A 19,098-nucleotide genomic window follows, 5' to 3' on the forward strand; every position below is an offset into this window, starting at 1 on the left:
ATCCGCAAGTTTATCAACTCCGTCTCAAGGCGTCTCCAGCGCCCACTCCTTCGAATCGAACGTATCCGCGAACACCTCGAAGTCTTCGATCGGCAGCGGCCGGCAGAACAGATAGCCCTGGTACGCCTGACACCCCGCATCGGCCAGAAACTGCCGCTGCGCTTCCGTCTCCACGCCTTCCGCGATCACACCCAGGCCGAGACTCTGCGCGAGCGTGACGATCGCGCGCGCGATCACGGCATCGTTCGGATCGTCGAGCACGTCGCGCACAAACGACCTGTCGATCTTCAATTGCCCCAACGGCAAGCGCTTCAGATAAGACAGCGACGAATACCCGACGCCGAAATCATCGAGCGAGAACACCACGCCTTTCGTGCGCAGCAACATCATCTTGCCGATGATGTCCTCGACGTTGTCGACCAGCACGCTCTCCGTCAGCTCGAGCTTCAGACGGCTCGGTTCGGCGCCCGTGCGCGCGAGCGCGTCGAGCACGGTGGCGACGAAGTTTTCCTCGCGTAGCTGCTGTGCGCTCACGTTGACGGCGATCGACAGATGCGCCCGGTCCGAGCGCGTGGCCCACTGCGCGAGCTGCCGGCAGGCCGTATCGAGCACCTTGTCGCCGACCGCCAGAATCAGTCCCGTCTCTTCGGCGAGCGGAATGAATTCGGCAGGCGGCACGAGGCCATGCTCGGGATGCTGCCAGCGCACCAGCGCCTCGGCGCCCGTCACGCGGGCGCCATTGAACACCTGTGCCTGGTAGTGCACGAGCAACTGGTCTTCGTCGATCGCGCGGCGCAGCGCCGCCTCCAGCGCCGCGCGCTCCATCACTACCGTCTGCATGGCCGGATCGAAGAAGCAGATGGCGTTGCGCCCACTTTCCTTCGACTTGTACATCGCCAGATCCGACTGCTTCAGCAACTCGTCGATCGACGTTTCGTGGCCCGTGAACAGCGTCGCGCCAATGCTCGCGGTCGTGCGGAAGTCCGTGCCTTCGAGGTAGTAAGGGCTCGACAGCGCGGCCAGCACCTTTTCGGCGGCGCTCTCCGTCTCGCTCGCCGCTTCTTCGCGGATGCGGCTCAGGTCGCCCAGCACGATCACGAACTCGTCGCCGCCCATGCGCGCGACCGTGTTGCCCTCGCGCACGCTCGCCAGCAGGCGTCGCGCGACCTGGCTCAGCAGCAGATCGCCCTTGTCGTGACCGAGCGTGTCGTTGAGTGTCTTGAAGTTGTCGAGATCGACGAACAGCAGCGCGCCGTGCGTATGGTTCTGCGCGCTCAGCGCGATCACCTGTCTGAGCCGGTCGCGCAGCAGCGTGCGGTTCGGCAGATGCGTGAGCGCGTCGAAAAACGCCAGTTCCTTGATCTGCTCTTCCGCGAGCTTGCGCTCGGTGATGTCGTAGTGCGTGCCGACGTAATGCGTGACGCGGCCGTCGTCCGCCTTTACGGCCGTGATGGTCAGCCACTTCGGGTAAATCTCGCCGTTCTTGCGGCGGTCCCAGATTTCGCCCTGCCATCCACCCACGCGCCGGATCGTGTCCCACATGTCGCGGAAAAACGCGGCATCGTGCCGTCCCGAGCTGAGGATGCGCGGGTTCCTGCCAATCACGTCTTCGGCCGTGTAGCCGGTGCACTCGGTGAACGCGGAATTGACGCGCAGGATCGTGCCGTCGGCGTCCGTGACCATCATGCCTTCGAGCGAATCGAAGGCGACGGCGGCGATGCGTAGTTCGGCCTCGCTCTCGCGCACTTCGGCCGTCATCTTCGACGCGAGCCGCATCGCGCGGCTGCGGCCGCTCGCGAGGCTCCATGCGAGCAACGCGAGCAGCAAGCTCAGGCCCGCGCCCGTGCAGGCGATCAGCAGCTTCGCGTTGCGGCCGAAGCGCGCCTTGAAGTCGGGCTGCGCCGTCATCGACAGCGTCCAGTCGTGGCCGCCCACCACGAGGTATTCGTTCGCGGAGATCACCTCGAGGTTCTTCGGTTCCGGCGAGCCGTACAGCAGCGCTTCGGACGACGTCTGTGTGCCGTCGTAGATCGACAGGTAGAGGCCGGGCGGCTGCTCGCCGTAAAGGCTCGCCAGCACGTCGCGCATGCGGAACGCCGCATACACCCAGCCGAGCAGATGCGCGCGGCGGTCCTCGACGTTGTCCTGCGGTTCGCCGCGCGCGTAGATGGGCAGATACATCACGAACCCGGCAACGGGCGGCGCGCCCGCGTCCGACGCCAGTTGCACCTTGCCCGACACGACGGCAAGGCCGGAATCGCGCGACTTTTCCATCGCCAGCCGCCGCACGGCATTTGCCCACGAGTCGAAGCCAAGCAATGCATTGCCCGCGCCGGAGATCGGCTCGCGCGCGATCAAGGGCGCGTAGCCGTTACGCTCGCCAGGCGGATTGATCGCGTAGTGACGGCCCGTGCGGATACGCATGTCGGCCATGTGCGCGTCCCGCCGTTCTGCGGGCACCCATTGCACGACGCCGATCGCCTGCACGCCCGCGAAGTTTGCGTCCGCGTTGATCGCGCCGAGGTAGCCGTGAAACGCGTCGAGATCGAGCGCGCCGCGCGCCGCGAACATGCCCTGCACGCCGCGCAGCATCTGCTCGTAGGTCGCCATCCGCTGCTCGATGCGGCTGACGGCATCGCCCAGTGCGAAATTGAATTCGGAAAGCAGCTCGCGCCGCGCGGCCTGGCGCTCGTGATCCCACACTGACCAGGTGATGCTCAACCCGGTCAGGAGAATCAGCAGCGGCAACAGGACGAGGCGCGCGCGGTTCATCGCGGTACGGAGAAGTCGACCATCGAGTCCGCGAGTTCAGGTTTGAAGTATTTCCTGAAAATGCGGCGCACCGTGCCGTCCACGCGCATCTCCTCGACAAGGGCGCGCCATTTCTCCCGCTCCTGCGGCGACAGCGCCCTCTTCGACATGATGAGACCGTGCGGCACGGCGGCGTCGTTGAATTCGATGATGGTGGTGATGTCGCGGATGCGCTTCTCATCCAGCGCCGGATAGTCGAACGGCTCGATGATCATCCCCTGAATGGTGCCGCGCATCAGCGCCTGATAGAGCGGCTCCAGCCCGCCCGCCTGACTGATGCGATTGGCTGCAGCGAGCGTATCGACCAGTTCGTTGGCGGACTGACTATACCGGAAGCTTCTTATGACACCGAGTTGAAACTGGTCGTTGTGTTCAAAATCGGACAAGTGCCGGATGCCGGCATCCTTGCGCACGAGCAGGTAGAACTTGTCGCTGAAGTACCAGGCGAATTGCGCGTAGCCGTCGCGCTCGTCGTTGGTGATGCCGGACAGGCTGAAATCGAGCGCGCCGGACTCGATCAGCTTCCAGATGCGCGCCCGCGACATCAGGCTCACGCGGATATCGCAGCCGCTGCGGCGGCTCAGTTCGTCGGCGAAATCCTTGTCGATGCCCGCGTTGGTGTCCTGCGAATACAGCAGGCCATGGTCGTGCAGCGCGAGTGTGAATGGACGCGTGCAGTCGGGGCCGCCCGCAGCAAATGCACGCGTGCTGGTGGCACCCAGTGTCGCGAGCACGACTAGCAAGCCTATGAGTCCGCGGTGAATCACGCTGATGCTCCCCGTTGTTCGGTGGTGGGTGGTGCTTGCGTCCGCTGCGCGCGGATGGCCGCTCGCGAGACGATGGCGAGCCTACGCGAAAACGGACCATTCGGGTTAACGGCAAAAAGACAGCTGACTTAACCTGGGTTTTGCCTGGTGCTTCGCGAGGATGACTGAACCGCTCGACAGCGCAGACTCACCTGCTTGCAAATTTCATTTCACTAACGGCGCACGCGCCTTGTCATTGGAACCGCACGTCGACCGCGAACAGTTCTGCTGCATTGTCGTTGATCGCGCAACGACGGCCTGTCTCGACGGTATGGAGCGTGACATACAGACGTTTCAATTCTTCGTGCGTGCCTTTCGGGTTCGCGAAGCGCATCGATTCGATCTGCGCGTCGGTGACGTCGTCGGGCTTCGACAGGACAGGCGTGCAGGTCAGACGGATCGGCTGTCCATCATACGTGCTGGCGATGCCTGCCGTGGTCGCGTCGTCGATGCCTTTCACAACAGACGCGCCGCCGATCCGCACGTCGTAGACGTCGTGTGCGAACGAGCCTTGCGTCACGCAAAGCTCGGCGGACTTGCCCGGCTGGCCGTTGAGCGTCGCTGCACGGCAGGTCGTTTTTCCGGGCACGGCATCGAGCGTGGCGGCCTCGGCTGCGGGTGACGCGGCATCGACGGGGGCTGACGTGAACATCGACGAAGCAGCCGCAAGCGCGGCACAGCAGGCAAACAGTTTCAGTTTCATTTGAAAGCGCTTTAACAAAAAACCTTATGGGCGATTTCGGAACGACGCGACGATCACGCCACCGTCGCCACGAAAATCGCATTGTTGACGGCATGCAGCAGGACGGGCATCGCGAGACCTTGGGTCTTTCTGGCGAGCCAGCCGGCCACGAGCGCCAGCAGGAACAGATAGGCGAACGCGCGCAAGTCCTGGTGCATCGATGCGAACACTACTGCCTGAAGCACGTTCGACCAGCGGAAGCCAAGGTGCCGTGACAAGCCGCCCAGCAGCGCGCCCCGAAACACCAGTTCCTCGATGACAGGGACGGCCACGCAAAGAATCGCGACGGCGAGCGGCAGCGAACCCATTGCCTTCGCGCCGATCACGATCGAATGGGCGAACGACACGACGCTCGTCTCCGCGACGTGCGGCGCGCGCGACGCCGTCGCCCAACGCAACACGTTCAGACTGAGAACGCCCGCCGCAGGCAGGATCCACACGGGCTTCCACGCGCCTTGCCCCCACCAGTTGCGCCACGCGATACGCTTCGCGATCCACGCGAGGCCGGCCGCCGCAAACAGCAGCGTCCACAGGTACGACACAACGAGATCGCTTTGCCAGCCGACACGCCCGACCTTGTCCTTCACCTGCGCGATGAGCGCCGTTCCCGAGTGAAACGACATCACCAGCCAGAGCGCGATCAGGAACAGGCTTAGCGCATACCACGCATGCCTCAGCCCGATACCCGCGAACAGCGGCTCGGACAGCTTGCCCTTGCGCAAGCGCACCACGCCGCGATAGTGAACGGGAAACAGCAGCAGGCCCGGCAAGCAGGCGAACATGGCGACCATCGTCAGGACGCCGGCGGCAAGCGGAAGCAGATCGAGCCTGAAGGCGACGGGGGGATCGAGAGCCAGCAGATGCGCGTAGGCCGACGACAGCCGCACCGCGTTGCGCGAGCGCGAATACTCGTCGGCGATCACGGCGGCGGCAGCGTTGGCATCATGTGTATCGAAGGCAACGTCCAGCCGCAATTGCCGCAACTGCGGCGACTCGTTCTTGATGGGCGCCTTGTCGGCCGACAGAATGGACTGCGCCGCGATCGAATTTCCTGCGTGCTGAAGGGTTCGGGCGTGCGTGTACGTGTCGATCTTCAAGCCCGCTTTTTCGGCCCTGTGCAATTCGTCGAGCGCCGCCGCGGACGTCAGCACGTCCACAGCCGTGTTGATGCGCCGGGACTCCGTCCAGGCCATCTTTGCAACGGGCGACGCCGCCAGCATCGCCACCCCTTCCTGCACCTTGCCATGCCCGCCGAGATACCGGACGGCCTCCAGCAACTGCGGACTGTCCGGGTCCAGATGAGCGGCGATCACGGCTTCCTCGCCAGCGCGTCTGTCGTCCTTCTGCCAGGCGTACGCACGCGACAGCGCGGCATGCAGGCGCGCCCGCTGCGCCGGCGTCCAGTTCGCCGAGCGCATGACGAGCGGCTCGCCGAAACCGGCGGCGTCCTTGCCGAAGCGCTGTTCGAGATTGAACAGCAACGCGTCGGGATTCGACGGGAACTGCTTGTCGAGGCGCGTGCGGCACGCTTCGAGATCTTTCGACGCTACACCGGACCACGCAAGCTCCTCGGACCATGCAAAGCGCTGGATGAACGTGCAACGCGCGATCGCCAGCGCGGCGTCGTTGGGTTGCTGGTTCTGGGCGTGATCGTAGGCGTCCAGCACGTTCTTGTACGCAACCTGCTGCTGGTCCGAGACCAGGCCGGCTGCGCGATCAGCGGAGTGCAGCAGATCGGGCGCCGGTGTCGTCGCGCTGCTGGCGTGACAGATCCCGCACATCAGCGCGACACCCATCGACAGCAAGCGCTTTTTTATCGACATCATGGCCTGTCGCACACCGCGCCCGAGGAATCGGCGCACGTCGACGCGCCTGCGCATGCGCATGCGGCCGTGAAGAAAAAGCCGATAAGCCTGGACCGTGGCGTCCCGACCTCTCTCAGATAGTTGTACATGACTCTTGTCTCGCAAAACCCGTCCGCGCGATGCGTGGCGCTAGCCATCACGCGCAAAAACGGCATGTCGCTCGAACATGCTTACGGCAACGAGTCACGGAAACTTTAGAAGCGCTAAAACGCGGAGTTATCGGCTGACTATCATTTGACAATTCGAATCCAAAGGCTCAAAAGCAACGCGCCCACGATCTCGACGATCGTGGGCGCGAAACGAAGCCCGAACCCGTTTTAAACGAAGGAAACGCGCGTGCTCAGTGGCCCAGCGATTCCAGCTTTGCTCCCGCCACCTGGCTGACCTGCGGCCTCGCCATCTGCTTGACCAGCAGCGCGACGCACGCAACCAGACCGGCAATCGCGATCGTCGCGAACACGCCGGAAAACGTGAAGTGCCGGCGCGTCAGTTCCGCGACGAGGAACGAGCCGGCAATGCCGCCGAAACGCCCGACGCCGAGCATCCACGCGACACCCGTGCCGCGCCCTTCCGTCGGATAGAACGCAGCCGCGAGCGCGGGCATCGATGATTGCGCGGTGTTCATCAGCACGCCGGCGATGAACACGATCGCCACGAGCGCGCCGACATTGCCCGCCGCCTGCCCGATGCAGTACACGCTGATGGCCGTCAGCGCGTAGCACACGGCGATCACGCGGTTCGCATTGAAGCGATCCATCAGCACGCCCGCCAGCACCGCGCCGACGCCGCCGAGCGGGAACAGCGCCGAGATCAGCGTCGCGCTCTTCGGCGTAAGGCCCGCGTCCTTCAACAGAATCGGCATCCAGTTGATCGACGCATAGAAAATCACTAGGCCCATGAAATACGTGAGCCACAGCATCACCGAGCCGACGATGTACGAACGCGACAGCACGACGCCGAGCCCCTTGCTGCCCGTTTGCGGCGCCGTCTCCGTCATCACGAACGAGCCGGCGTTCAGCGCCTCCGACGAGATGCGCGCGAGCGTCGCGCGAATCCGTTCGACGGGCTGACTGCTCGCCACCATGAAGCGCACCGACTCGGGCATCTTGAGCAGCAGCACGACACCGAGCAACAACGGCGTCACGCCGCCGAGCATCAACACGGTGCGCCAGCCGAAATGCGGGATCATCCACGCGGCGAGAAAGCCGCCAAATGCCGCGCCCAGCGGAAAGCCGCAGAACATCAGGTTGATCACCGTCGCGCGCCGGCGGTCCGGGCAGAACTCGCCCATCATGGTTACGGCGTTCGGCATCGCGGCGCCGAGGCCGACGCCCGTGATGAAGCGCAGCACGGTCAATTGCCCGATGCTCGACGAAAACGCCGACGCGAGGCACGCAATGCCGAACAGGAAGACGGACGTGAGCAGCAGCGAGCGGCGTCCGAGCCGGTCGGACAGCGGACCCGAGCCGAGCGCGCCGCACGCGAGGCCGAACAGCGCGGCGCTCAGCACGGGCGCGAGATCAGGCCGCGACAGGCCCCACTCGGTCAAGAGCGATGGCGCGATAAAGCCGATCGCCGCCGTGTCGAAACCGTCCAGCAGGACGATCACGAAGCACATGAAAAACACGAGCCATTGAAAGCCACCGAATGGCTGCTCGTTGATGAACGTCTGAACGTTCACGACGGAAGTGCGGTTCATCGACTGTCTCCTGCTACGCACGACGCAGTGCTGCGCCTGTGATCCTATATTGCCTCAGAAGCGAGGCGCGATACGCATGCTCGTGACGAACACGGTGCGCGATACGAAGAAGAAGACGTCACGCGCCATTGTTCGTATATCGCACAATCTTTCAGATTGCGAACACTTTATCGTTTTGCATCGGCAAGCGTCAACGAAGGGTTATTACTGATGGATCAGTGTTGGGACGGCCGATGCAGCACGTCGGGCATCTTGCGACAACGAACGTGCTTCACGCGACCTCGACTTTGCATCGAGCATGCTCTATGACGTTTTAGACTGAAAAACAAGGCAAAAACTGAAACGACAATAGATTTGGATGCCTTACCAAATACGTATTCATGTCACGGAAACGCACAGCATCCGCCCCAACGATCATCTTCACATACGCGACGACAGAAGACCGTGCCGCCCGCCAAATAGTCGGGCGTGAAGCACAGTCATCGTCCCATTTCGACTCAATCGACGCGTTCCCACGACACCCACATACTTACAAACAAAAAACTTTCCTTACTTTTTACTTTCATATATAACGACAAGGCATGTCGCGAACACGCCTGTCTCGCACATGTCCTCAGCCCACCCGTGCTAGCCGGTGGGCTTTTTTTTGGTGTATTCGCTTAATCGCAGGCTACATACAAATTCCTTTCATCAGTCCATACCTCTCGGTGAAAACCCCTCCACTCTTTCACTTGACTTACTTGATATATCACATATCGTATGGAATCTATCAGCGTCGCATTTTTAGCGCCGATGATCGGAAGAGCCGCTCAGGCCCCCGCAAAACTCAACAGGCAAGTTTCGCAACTATCGTGCACGCGACGTGAGCGGCGCTGAAGCGCCCACTCCCGTCGTCAAAGGAGACAGCGATGAAGACAGAGCATCAGGAAGGGCCGTCGTCGTGGTATGCATCACCGTGGGTGCAGCTCGTATTCGGCGTGGTCTGCATGGCGATGATCGCCAACATGCAGTACGGCTGGACCCTGTTCGTCAACCCGATCGACGAGAAGTATCACTGGGGCCGCGCGGCCATTCAGGTTGCGTTCACAATCTTCGTCGTGACGGAAACCTGGCTCGTGCCGATTGAAGGCTACCTCGTCGACAAGTACGGGCCGAAGCCGGTCGTAGTCGGCGGCGGGCTGCTGTGCGCCGTGGCCTGGGTGATTAACTCGATGGCGTCGTCGCTGCCGTTGCTGTACACCGCGGCCGCCATCGGCGGGGTCGGCGCGGGCGCTGTCTACGGCACGTGCGTCGGCAATGCGCTGAAGTGGTTTCCGACCCGCCGCGGTCTCGCGGCCGGGATCACGGCAGCCGGCTTCGGTGCGGGTTCGGCGGCGACAGTCGTGCCGATCGCCAACATGATCAAGCACAGCGGCTACGAGGCGACCTTCCTGTGGTTCGGCCTCGGCCAGGGCATCGTTGTGTTCCTGCTCGGCATGTTCCTGCTCGCGCCGTCCGCCAGCGTGCTGGCGTCCGCGAAGAACGCGCTGTCCAGTGCCAAGCGCCTCGTGCACAACGCGACGCCGCGCGAAGTGGTGTCCGCGCCCGTCTTTTGGGTCATGTACCTGATGTTCGTGATGATGGCGGCAGGCGGCCTGATGGCGACGGCGCAGCTCGGGCCGATCGCGAAGGACTTCGGCCTGCACGACTCGCCCGTTTCGCTGCTCGGCCTGACGTTGCCCGCGCTGACTTTTGCACTGACGATCGACCGTGTGCTCAATGGCCTGACGCGTCCGTTCTTCGGCTGGATCTCGGATCGGATCGGCCGCGAAAACACGATGTTCATCGCGTTCGCCATCGAGGCCGTCGGCATTCTCGCGCTGTCGAAGTTCGGTCAGAGCCCGGTGGCGTTCGTCGTGCTGACGGGTATCGTGTTCTTCGCGTGGGGCGAAATCTACAGCCTGTTCCCCGCCACCTGCGGCGACACGTTCGGACCGAAGTTCGCGGCCACCAACGCCGGCTTGCTGTACACGGCGAAGGGCACGGCAGCACTGCTGGTGCCGTTCACGAGCATCGTCACGGCCGCGACGGGCAGCTGGCACGCCGTGTTCATGCTCGCGTCGGGCATGGCCGCCGTCGCCGCATTCCTGGCGCTCTTCGTGCTCAAGCCGATGCGCCGCGCTTACACGCTCCAGCATTCGGAGGCGTCGCTGGACACGCCGTACGGTTCCTCGACGCGCATCAGCGACTCGGCGCGTATTTCGGCTGAAGGAGGCTGATCGGCAGCACGTGTTTTGAGGTTGTCAGGATGCCCGTTTGCCCGCGCGCGACGGGCATCCGCCGTTCCGGAAGCTTTAAGCACTACCGCTCTCGCACGTCATTCCTGGTGCACTCTGTAGCAGCGGGCGTGACACACTGCCCTCATCCTGCCGCCAGCTGTCCAGTTCCGCGCCGCGCATCCGACCCTGCACCAATCTGGCACGAACCGTGCGCGCCACGCAGTCGCCGATACGCACGCCGCCGCTCCAGCAACGCTTCGTCGCCGCAATCCGTCGAATCCGCGGGCGTACGTGTCGCCCTTCCGACACTGGCCGACCGCAGAGGCGAATCCGATGGACCGCGAAGAGCTACTCGAAGACTGGCGCACGCTCGCGCTCGATATCGAGCATCAGGTGGAAAACGCAGTCATCGGGCAGCCCGAGACCATCCGGCTGATCAACGTCGCGCTGTTCGCGCGCGGCCACGTGCTGCTCGAAGGCGGTGTCGGCGTCGGCAAGACGACGATCCTGCGTGCGTTCGCACGGGCGATCGGCGGCGATTTCGAGCGCGTCGAAGGGACGATCGACCTGATGCCGGGCGATCTCGTCTATCACACGTATGTCGATGCCGAGGGCAAGCCGCGCATCGAGCCCGGACCGCTCATCAAGCACGGCGAACGGCTCGCCACCTTTTTCTTCAACGAGATCAACCGTGCGCGCCCGCAGGTGCAATCGCTGCTGTTGCGCGCGATGGCCGAGCGCTCGGTGTTCGCATTCGATCGCGAATACCGCTTTCCTTATATGACCGTGTTCGCCGACCGCAACAAGGTCGAGAAGGAAGAAACCTTCGAACTCGCGGCGGCGGCGCGCGACCGATTCATGTTCGAACTGAATATGTCGACGCCCGAGGACGCGGCCGCACGGCGCGCGCTCGTCTTCGATCCCGACTTCCACGACACGGAAGCGCTGCTCGCGCGCGTCACGACCGACGTGCTGCCGTGGCAACGACTAAATGCGATCGGCGCGAGCATTCAACGGACGATACACGCAAGCGAGGCGATTGAACGCTACGCGCTCGACATCTGGCGCGCGACCGAAAACCCGTTGCAGTTCGATATCACGCTCGACGACGTGGACATGCAGCGCCTGATTCTCGCCGGGGCGAGCCCGCGCGGTATGAGCGCGCTGCTGCGGGCGGCGCGCGTGGTCGCGTGGCTCGACGGGCGCACGTATCTGATGCCCGAGGACATTCACCGCGTGCTGCTGCCGACACTCGGGCACCGCGTGTACTTCACGCCCATCTACGAGTTGCGCCGCCAGGAACTCTCCGATGCGCTGATGACGCAGATCGTTTCGAGGATCGCCGCGCCGTGAACACGTTTGCGGAGTTCCAGTACCGGCTTCCCGTGCGGGTGTCGGGCGCGCGGCCCGGCGGGCATCGCGGGTCGAGCGTCGGCATCGGCCAGGAGTTCGCCGCGCACACGCGGCTGTTCGATCATCCCGATCCACGCCGGATCGATGTGCGCGCAAGCATTCGCAGCGTGCAGCGCGAATGGCTCGTGCGCGTGCACCGGCAGCGCGTGGCCGTGCCCGTGCATGCCGTCGTCGATGTGTCCGCGTCGATGCGCTTCGGCGCCGCGAGCACGAAGCTGGAAGTGGCAGCGGCGTTCGTCGAAGCGCTCGGGCATAGCGCGTTTCGCATCGGCGACCCGGTCGGCATGCTCGCATTCGACGACGACGCGCGCGAGGATCTTTTCGTGCCCACGCGGCACGCGCGCGGCATGGGTCCGCTGATGGCGGAACTGTTGCGCGATTGCGCGCCGCGGCAAACGCGCGCGCAGTCGCGCGAGCGCGGCTTGCGCGATATCGCGACGCGTCTTGCTGGCCGCGCGTGTCTCGTCTTTCTCGTGTCCGATTTTCATTGGCCGCTCGCCGCGCTGCCGGGACTGCTCGACACGCTGACTCACGCGTGGGTCGTGCCCGTCGTGCTGTGGGACCTCGCGGAAGTCGAGCCGCCGTCGCACAACGGCTGGATGTCGCTCGTCGATATCGAATCGGGCGAAATGCGTTCGATGTGGATGCGCGATTCCGTCAGAGAGGGCTGGCGCAGCGCCGTCGCGGAGCGGCGCGCGCAAATCAATGCGCTGTTCGCGCGTCACGGCATCCGCCCGTTCTTCAATCAAGGCACGTTCGAACCCGAAGCGCTTAGCCGATACTTTCTCGAGATGACGGCATGATGCGCGTCGGCACCTGTGCGACGGCTCTCGCATGCGCGTTGATGATCGCAAGCGCGTGCGTTCGCGCAGAACCCGCGACCGTACAGCAGCCACGTGCCTTCGGCCACGTGCTTGGCGACATCGTGACGCAACAGGTGCTGCTCGGCCCGGACGATCGCGCCGCCGAATTGTCGGCGATGCCGTCGACGGGCCGCGTCAACGCGTGGCTCGAACGGCGCCCACCGTCGATCAGCACGGATGCCGACGGCCACCGCTGGCTCGTGCTCGACTACCAGGTGATGAACTCGCCGCGTGCGCCCGCCGTTACCTCGACGCCGCCGCTCCAATTGCGGCTCGCATCGGGCAAGACACTCGATGTCGCGGCAAGCCCGCTGTCGATCGGTCCGCTCGCGCCGTTGGGTCTCGCCGACGCCGGACGCCTCGCGGGACTTCAGCCCGACCGGCTGCTCGCGCCGGAATCGACGGCGCCGCTGCGGCGCGCGTTGACCGTGTGGATCGCGCTAGCCGTCGCGGTGATGATCGCGTGGCTCGGCTGGTGGCTATGGCGCAACCAGCGCGACGCGCGGCAGCTTCCGTTTGCGAAGGCATGGTCGCGCTTCGGCCGGCAGGACGACGCCGCACTCGAAGCGAATCCCGATGCGTGGCGCGGTCTGCATCGCGCGCTCGACGAAGCGGCGGGCCGTGTCGTGCTGGCCGGCTCGGTGCCGGACCTGACGGCGAAAGCGCCACATCTGCGTGAGCTTCAGCCGCAACTCGAACAGTTCTTCCAGCGTTCGTCAGACCGGTTCTTCAGTCAGTTGCCGGTAGCGTCGCCATTTTCATTGCGCGAGTTGTATCGCGCGCTGTATCGCGCGGAAAAGCGCCATCACCGATGAGCACGCCGCCCGATTTCCTCTATCCGTGGGCGCTCGTTTTGCTGCCGCTCGCCGCGTTGCCGCTGCTGCGCCGAAGCATCGATACGCTGCCGTATTCGTGGGTCGCGTGGCTGCCGCACGATCGCGCGGGCCGCGTCATCGCGTTCATCTGGCGCGCCGCCGCGATGGTCGCGCTCGCGGCCGTGATCGTCGGGCTTGCGGGGCCGGGCTGGTCCGGCGAGCAGACGCGCATCACGGGAACGGGCGCGGAGATCCTGATTCTGATGGATGGCAGCGGCAGCATGAACCAGCCGATCAGCAGCGGATCGATGAATGTCGCCGACGCGCCCACCGCAGGCGAAACCAAAAACCAGATGGCGCGAGATGCGATCACCGCGTTCGTCGCGCAACGCGTGAACGACCGCTTCGCGTTCATGCTGTTCGGCACGCATCCGATGCTGGCCGTTCCCTTCACACGCGACCGCACGGTGATCGACGCCGCGATTGCCGCGACGGGCATCGGACGCGGCACGCCGGATACCTTGCTCGACCGCGGCATCCAGTACGCCGTCGAACTGTTCGATGGCCGCGCGCGCATGAGCAGCCGCGCGATCGTGCTGGTCTCGGACGGCGGCGCGCGGCTCGACGACGTGGCGCGTGAGCAGATCCGCGCGGGACTGTCGCGCAACGGCGTCGCGTTTTACTTCGTCTATCTGCGCAGTGGCATTTACAGTCCCGACCTGCATGTGCGTCCCGCCGACACCGACCATTCGCCGGAAGCCGAGCTGCACCGCTTCTTCCTGTCGCTGCCGACGCCCTATCGTCTCTATCAGGCCGACAGTCCGCAACAGGTTGCTCGCGCGATGAGCGACATCGCGCGCAATGAAAACGCGCCTGTGTCGTTCGTCGAACGGCTGCCGAGGCAGGATCGCAGCGCCTGGTGTTATGCGACGGCGCTCGTCTGCTGCGCGCTGCTGATCGGCGTGTGGTTCATGCAAAAGCGGAGCCTGCGATGAAGCGGCTGCCTCTCCATCTGATGTTCGGCGTGGCGACGCTGTGCTGCGTCGGCGTTGCTGGCTACTACGCGGTGCGACTTCAGCACGTCGTGCAGGCGAATCGCGAGATCGCCGCAATCGGCACGCAACAGCGCGAGCAATGGAGCAAGTCCGCGACGGACAGCAACGCGCCCGCCGTGCAGCTCGCGCAAGCCGTCGCGCTCGCGCGCGCGGGGCAGCATGCTGAGGCGGGCAAGCTCTACTACGACCTGTCGCGGCTCGCGCCTTCGAGTGAAACGGGGCGCCTCGCGCTTTACGATCTCGCCAACATGTATCTGCGCGAAGCTGCCGGCGACAGCGCGCAAGGCCCCGTGCGCTCGCCGCCGATGCTGGAAACCGCGAAGGCGCGCTATCGGGAACTGTTGCGGCTCGAACCCGGCAACTGGGATGCACGCTACAACCTCGAGCGCGCGCTGCGACTCGCGCCCGAAGCGCAAGACACCGCCGACGACATCAACGACGTCAAGGAGCAGCACAACATCAACGTGCGCGGCGCGGCGCCGGAGGAACTGCCGTGAAGCGCGACGCGCGGCCATGGATGCGCTACGTGCGCGGACGCTGGTGGCAGCTTCCGCTTGCGTCGCTGCTGCTCGCGGCGGCCGTCCTGATGCCGCCCGTCGAATTCAAGCGCCCGGTGTTCCGCTACGTCGTCACGTTCGATATCACGCAGAGCATGGACGTCGAGGACGTTGCAATCGGCGGCAAGCCCGTGAGCCGGATCGACCTCGCGAAGGCGGCGATGAGCGACGTGTTGCAGCATCTGCCCTGCGGGTCGGAAATCGGCTGGAGCGTGTTCACGAATCAGCGCTCACTGCTGCTGGTCGCACCTGTCGAGGTCTGCAGCAACTACGATGCGCTGCTCTCGTCGCTCGATCAGATCAGCGGAAACATGCGCTGGGTCAACAGCAGCGTGATCGCGCAAGGCGGAATCTATTCGGCCGTCCGCGCCGCCACCGATCTTGGCCACAATACGGACGTCGTGTTCATCACCGATGGCCAGGAAGCGCCACCCGTCGCGCCGAACGAAACGACGGTGCGCGACATTCCGCAAGGGCTCGTGCATGGCTGGCTGATCGGTGTCGGCGGCGACCAGCCCGCGCCGATTCCGAAGACCAATGCCGACGGCGTGCGCACCGGCTACTGGCAAGCGGATGAAGTGAGGCAGGTGCGGCCCGAGCCCGGCGCGCCCGCGGTCGCAGAGAGCCACGAAGAACTGTCGCAACTCAGGGAAACGTATCTGGAAGCCCTGGCAGGGCATCTCGGCTTCGGTTACAGGCGGCTCGTCGGCCCGACTTCGCTGCGCGCGCCACTGATGGACGCCCGTTACGCGCACCCGATACCCGTTGCCACCGATATCCGCTGGGCGCCCGCGCTGCTTGCACTGATTCTGCTCGTGTGGCGCTTTCTTCCGGCAAGAAGGATCGCGCAAGCGGACAAGCCCGCAAGCGCGTCAATCGTCACGGCTCGCACGCGCAGTGCTCCCGTTACCGCTGGCTCGTAGCGCGCGAGGCTATCCGGCACGCGCTTAAAGAAACACCCCCAGGCACGCCGACTGCTCCTTTGTCATCATTTCGTAAGGACCACCGGCCATGCACTCGACGCTTATCTCATTCTTCTCTCGCCGCCTGCTTTCATCGGCGGGGGTGTTCTGCGCCGCGATGTCGCTGTCCGCATTCGCCGATGCGCAGATCACCGCGCCAAGCGGCGCGGGCTCGCAGGAAAACCGCACCGCGCCGATGGGCACGAAGTCCGATCCGCCGCCTGCGCACATGCTCGAATCGAACACCCCGCAAGCCGCCGAAGCAAAGCCTGGGCAACGTAGCAAGGCGAAAGGCAAGTCCGTGCACAAGCCCGAAGGCGCGGGCGGTTTCGACAACGGTCTTTATGGCACCGGCGCGGGAAGCAACAAATAGCCGTCAAGCCGCCCTCACGATTCTCCGACGCGATTCATGTTCTTTTGAATCACGTCCTCTTTATTCATGTTCTTTTCTTCGGACCATTTGAGCAACGAATCGAGCGCGGGACACAATGCCTGTCCCCACTCGGTCATCCGGTATTCGACCTTGGGCGGCACCTGCGGATATTGCTTCCGCTCGACGATGCCGTCCGCTTCCAGTTGCCGAAGCTGTTGAGCGAGCATCTTTTGCGAAATGCCGGGAATCAGCTTCTCGAGGTCCGAGAAGCGCTGCACCTGGCCGCCAAAGAGATGAAAAAGAATCACAAGTTTCCAGCGTCCTTCGAGCAAACGAAAAACGGCTTCGACATCGGCGGCGGCCGTTGCGGCCGTATAAACCTTCCTCATAGGTAAGTCACTTACTTTTTCGTGCGTTCTTGTGGAACAGGTTGTTGATAGCGAGAATGAATGTATCGCAATTCACGACTTCATATCGGATATGGCATTGAACGCATTGAACCTCGCAGGCATGCGCACGCTCGTCACGGCAGGCACGAAGGGCATCGGCAAAGCGGTCGTCGAGCGCTTCGTCGAACTGGGCGCGACGGTGTTGACGAGTGCGCGCACGCACACGCAGGATATCGACGCACGACACTTCGTGACCGCGGATCTGAGCACCGAAGAGGGTTGCGCAAGCGTCACGCGCGCGGTTAAGGAAAAGCTGGGCGGTCTCGATGCGATCGTGCACGTGCTCGGCGGTTCATCAGCACCCGCCGGGGGCTTTGCCGCGCTCGGCGACGACGAATGGCAAAAGGAACTCGACCTCAATCTCTTTCCCGCAGTGCGGCTCGATCGCGCACTTTTGCCGGCCATGATTGCGCAGGGAAAAGGCGTCGTGATTCATGTGACGTCGATTCAGAACCGTCTGCCGTTGCCCGAATCGACGACAGCTTATGCGGCCGCGAAGGCTGCGTTATCGGCGTATAGCAAATCGCTGTCGAAGGAAGTGACGCCCAAAGGTATCCGCGTCGTACGCGTGTCGCCCGGCTGGGTCGAAACGGAGGCGGCAGTCGCATTGGCGGAACGTCTCGCCGCGGAAGCGGGCACCGACTATGAAGGCGGCAAGTCGATCATCATGAAGTCGCTCGGCGGCATTCCGCTCGGTCGTCCGGCGAAGCCTGCGGAAGTCGCGGATCTGATCGCGTTTCTGGCTTCGCCGCTCGCATCGGCGATCAGCGGAACGGAGTATGTGATCGATGGAGGAACGGTGCCGACGGTGTAGGCGCGACGCAGATTTCGATAGAAGTGCTCGCGCGCGAGCCCGCCACAGTTTGCACTTCACGATCAGCATGCTCGGGAGCGCTATTACGGCCGGTCCCAAACACTTGAGTATTAGATTGCTGCCTCCGCGCCGCAAACCAGGACGTGTGCGCAACACCTGCCTCACGACCCGGCCGGCTTCCTGACTACCACCTCGGCGCGATATCGGCCAGTTGCGCGACTCCGCGTCCAAACGAGAAGTTCTCGTTTGGCACGGGCACGAGCGCGATGAAGACATCGTCGGGCGACACGCCGACGTCCCGCTCCAGCAGACGCGTCATCGTCGCCATCAACGCTGCCTTGTCCGACGCAGGTCGATGTGCGCCTAGCATGACCGTCACGATCATGGCGTTCTTGCTTCGCTCCATCTCCATGAACGTGGGATCGATGAACAGTTCATCGTCGCCGTGTTCGCTGATCATGATGAACCGGTCTCCCTTGGGAATGCCCAGCGCTTCAACCAGCGACATGTTGAGTGCGTTGCCCATCGCGATCTTCTGTTCGCGACTGAAGCGCCCTTTAGGAATATGTGCGTGAAATACCGGCATGTGTGTTCTCCATTTGCCTAAACTGATTGCTGTAGGGTTCGTCTATTAAATCTGTTTGCGCCCGGCCGCATCGGCACCAGTGAGATGCAGCGTGAACCAGTCCACGGCCGCGCCGCTCGCGAGATCAAATGCCGCGTCGTACGGATCGAAGTGATGGCCCGGCACCAACACGAGCCGCTTGGGTTCGAGCGCGCGTTCGTAGGCTTCGAGTTCGAGATCGGTCATGGTCACGCGGTCGTCGTTCGCAATGACCATCAGAAGCGGCGTCGGCGAGATGCGGCTTACCCACACGCCGGGCTCATACATGCTCGCGGCAAATGACGAGCGCAGCGTGACACGGTTTTCCCAAGCTGCACCGGCCAACGGCTGCGAATAGAACGCAGTCGCTTCAGGCGACCGATAAGCAGCAGGCACGCTCGCGTCGGCGCTGACGACGGCCTGAACGCGCGAAGCGTGGCCACGATGCTGCTCGCGCAGATCCTCAGTCACGGTGGCAATCCAGGCGGGCATCGCGTCGGGCGCGACGCGGCGTCGAACCTGCTCGAAGCCGCTGATGGTCGGAACCTGCGAGACGACGCATTTGACGCGACGGTCCGTCGCGGCAAGCACCAGTGCGTGCCCGCCGCTGAAACTGCTGCCCCAGATTCCGATACGCGCGGGGTCCACTTCGGGCCGGCTCTCGAGCCAGGTGATCGCTCTGCGCCAATCGGCGATCTGCGCCCACGGATCGATATCCTGGCGCGGTGTGCCGTCGCTCGAACCAAAGTTTCGATGATCATGCACGAGGACAACGAAGCCGGCCTCCGCGAACGCAGTCGCGAAACGTTCAAGGCCGTGTTCCTTCACGGCGGCGAATCCGTGACACATCGATATCGCTGCGCGACGCTCCGTCGCGGCGGGCACAAACAGCCAGCCGCGCAACGTGACGCCGCCTTCTCCGGCGAACTCTATTTCAGTCCTGCTGATCATGCCGCACTCCGTCTTTACAATACGTTGATATGCGCATATTATGATCGACACCAGCGTTTGA

Annotated in this window: 17 protein-coding genes; 9 read left to right on the forward strand and 8 right to left on the reverse strand. The window is 63.8% G+C overall.

What is annotated here, in order from left to right:
• Positions 1-24 precede the first annotated feature (24 nt).
• From C2L64_RS30265 to C2L64_RS30285, 5 genes are all read right to left on the reverse strand, one after another.
• Complete coding sequence (locus tag C2L64_RS30265; RefSeq protein WP_007581147.1) at positions 25-2,772, reverse strand: bifunctional diguanylate cyclase/phosphodiesterase; 2,748 nt, start codon at positions 2,770-2,772, stop codon at positions 25-27.
• Positions 2,769-3,578, reverse strand: a complete 810-nt coding sequence (locus tag C2L64_RS30270) for a substrate-binding periplasmic protein (RefSeq protein WP_007581148.1) — start codon at positions 3,576-3,578, stop codon at positions 2,769-2,771. Before C2L64_RS30270 ends, C2L64_RS30265 begins: the two co-directional genes overlap by 4 nt.
• 232 nt (positions 3,579-3,810) lie before the next feature.
• The gene (locus C2L64_RS30275) at positions 3,811-4,320 is read right to left on the reverse strand and encodes a hypothetical protein (RefSeq protein ID WP_007581149.1); all 510 of its coding nucleotides are present in this window, start codon (positions 4,318-4,320) and stop codon (positions 3,811-3,813) included.
• Positions 4,321-4,373: 53 nt separating this feature from the next.
• The gene (locus C2L64_RS30280; RefSeq protein WP_051058176.1) at positions 4,374-6,185 is read right to left on the reverse strand and encodes a type II CAAX endopeptidase family protein; all 1,812 of its coding nucleotides are present in this window, start codon (positions 6,183-6,185) and stop codon (positions 4,374-4,376) included.
• 379 nt (positions 6,186-6,564) lie between these two features.
• Positions 6,565-7,923 (reverse strand): MFS transporter, encoded by a 1,359-nt coding sequence (locus tag C2L64_RS30285; RefSeq protein WP_007581151.1) that lies wholly within the window; start codon positions 7,921-7,923, stop codon positions 6,565-6,567.
• Positions 7,924-8,831: 908 nt separating this feature from the next.
• Between C2L64_RS30285 and oxlT the strand changes: the two genes are divergently transcribed.
• From oxlT to C2L64_RS30325, 8 genes are all read left to right on the forward strand, one after another.
• On the forward strand, positions 8,832-10,181 hold the full coding sequence (gene oxlT, locus C2L64_RS30290) for an oxalate/formate MFS antiporter (protein ID WP_007581152.1): 1,350 nt from the start codon (positions 8,832-8,834) through the stop codon (positions 10,179-10,181).
• A gap of 333 nt (positions 10,182-10,514) precedes the next feature.
• The gene (locus tag C2L64_RS30295; protein ID WP_007581153.1) at positions 10,515-11,534 is read left to right on the forward strand and encodes an AAA family ATPase; all 1,020 of its coding nucleotides are present in this window, start codon (positions 10,515-10,517) and stop codon (positions 11,532-11,534) included.
• On the forward strand, positions 11,531-12,397 hold the full coding sequence (locus tag C2L64_RS30300; RefSeq protein WP_007581154.1) for a DUF58 domain-containing protein: 867 nt from the start codon (positions 11,531-11,533) through the stop codon (positions 12,395-12,397). Before C2L64_RS30295 ends, C2L64_RS30300 begins: the two co-directional genes overlap by 4 nt.
• Positions 12,394-13,272 carry a hypothetical protein gene (locus tag C2L64_RS30305; protein WP_007581155.1) on the forward strand — a complete coding sequence of 293 codons (879 nt, stop codon included), beginning with the start codon at positions 12,394-12,396 and terminating at the stop codon, positions 13,270-13,272. Before C2L64_RS30300 ends, C2L64_RS30305 begins: the two co-directional genes overlap by 4 nt.
• Complete coding sequence (locus tag C2L64_RS30310; RefSeq protein ID WP_007581156.1) at positions 13,269-14,267, forward strand: vWA domain-containing protein; 999 nt, start codon at positions 13,269-13,271, stop codon at positions 14,265-14,267. Before C2L64_RS30305 ends, C2L64_RS30310 begins: the two co-directional genes overlap by 4 nt.
• Positions 14,264-14,824, forward strand: coding sequence for a hypothetical protein (locus tag C2L64_RS30315; RefSeq protein WP_007581157.1), 561 nt, complete (start codon positions 14,264-14,266; stop codon positions 14,822-14,824). The genes C2L64_RS30310 and C2L64_RS30315 overlap by 4 nt, the downstream gene beginning before the upstream one ends.
• The gene (locus tag C2L64_RS30320) at positions 14,821-15,807 is read left to right on the forward strand and encodes a vWA domain-containing protein (RefSeq protein ID WP_007581158.1); all 987 of its coding nucleotides are present in this window, start codon (positions 14,821-14,823) and stop codon (positions 15,805-15,807) included. The genes C2L64_RS30315 and C2L64_RS30320 overlap by 4 nt, the downstream gene beginning before the upstream one ends.
• Positions 15,808-15,895: 88 nt before the next feature.
• On the forward strand, positions 15,896-16,219 hold the full coding sequence (locus tag C2L64_RS30325) for a hypothetical protein (protein ID WP_007581159.1): 324 nt from the start codon (positions 15,896-15,898) through the stop codon (positions 16,217-16,219).
• A gap of 14 nt (positions 16,220-16,233) precedes the next feature.
• Here the strand turns inward: C2L64_RS30325 and C2L64_RS30330 are convergent, their stop codons facing one another.
• Positions 16,234-16,608 (reverse strand): winged helix-turn-helix transcriptional regulator, encoded by a 375-nt coding sequence (locus C2L64_RS30330; protein WP_007581160.1) that lies wholly within the window; start codon positions 16,606-16,608, stop codon positions 16,234-16,236.
• Positions 16,609-16,699: 91 nt separating this feature from the next.
• Between C2L64_RS30330 and C2L64_RS30335 the strand changes: the two genes are divergently transcribed.
• A complete protein-coding gene (locus C2L64_RS30335; protein ID WP_007581162.1) occupies positions 16,700-17,482 on the forward strand; it encodes an SDR family oxidoreductase in 783 nt (260 codons plus the stop codon).
• A gap of 184 nt (positions 17,483-17,666) precedes the next feature.
• On the opposite strand, the gene C2L64_RS30340 is transcribed toward C2L64_RS30335, so the two are convergent.
• Both C2L64_RS30340 and C2L64_RS30345 read right to left on the reverse strand, forming a co-directional pair.
• The gene (locus tag C2L64_RS30340; protein WP_007581163.1) at positions 17,667-18,068 is read right to left on the reverse strand and encodes a tautomerase family protein; all 402 of its coding nucleotides are present in this window, start codon (positions 18,066-18,068) and stop codon (positions 17,667-17,669) included.
• 45 nt (positions 18,069-18,113) lie between these two features.
• Entirely contained in the window at positions 18,114-19,037 is a 924-nt protein-coding gene (locus C2L64_RS30345) for an alpha/beta hydrolase (RefSeq protein WP_007581165.1), read from the reverse strand.
• Positions 19,038-19,098 lie beyond the last annotated feature (61 nt).

The organism is Paraburkholderia hospita (assembly GCF_002902965.1).
Taxonomy (GTDB): domain Bacteria; phylum Pseudomonadota; class Gammaproteobacteria; order Burkholderiales; family Burkholderiaceae; genus Paraburkholderia; species Paraburkholderia hospita.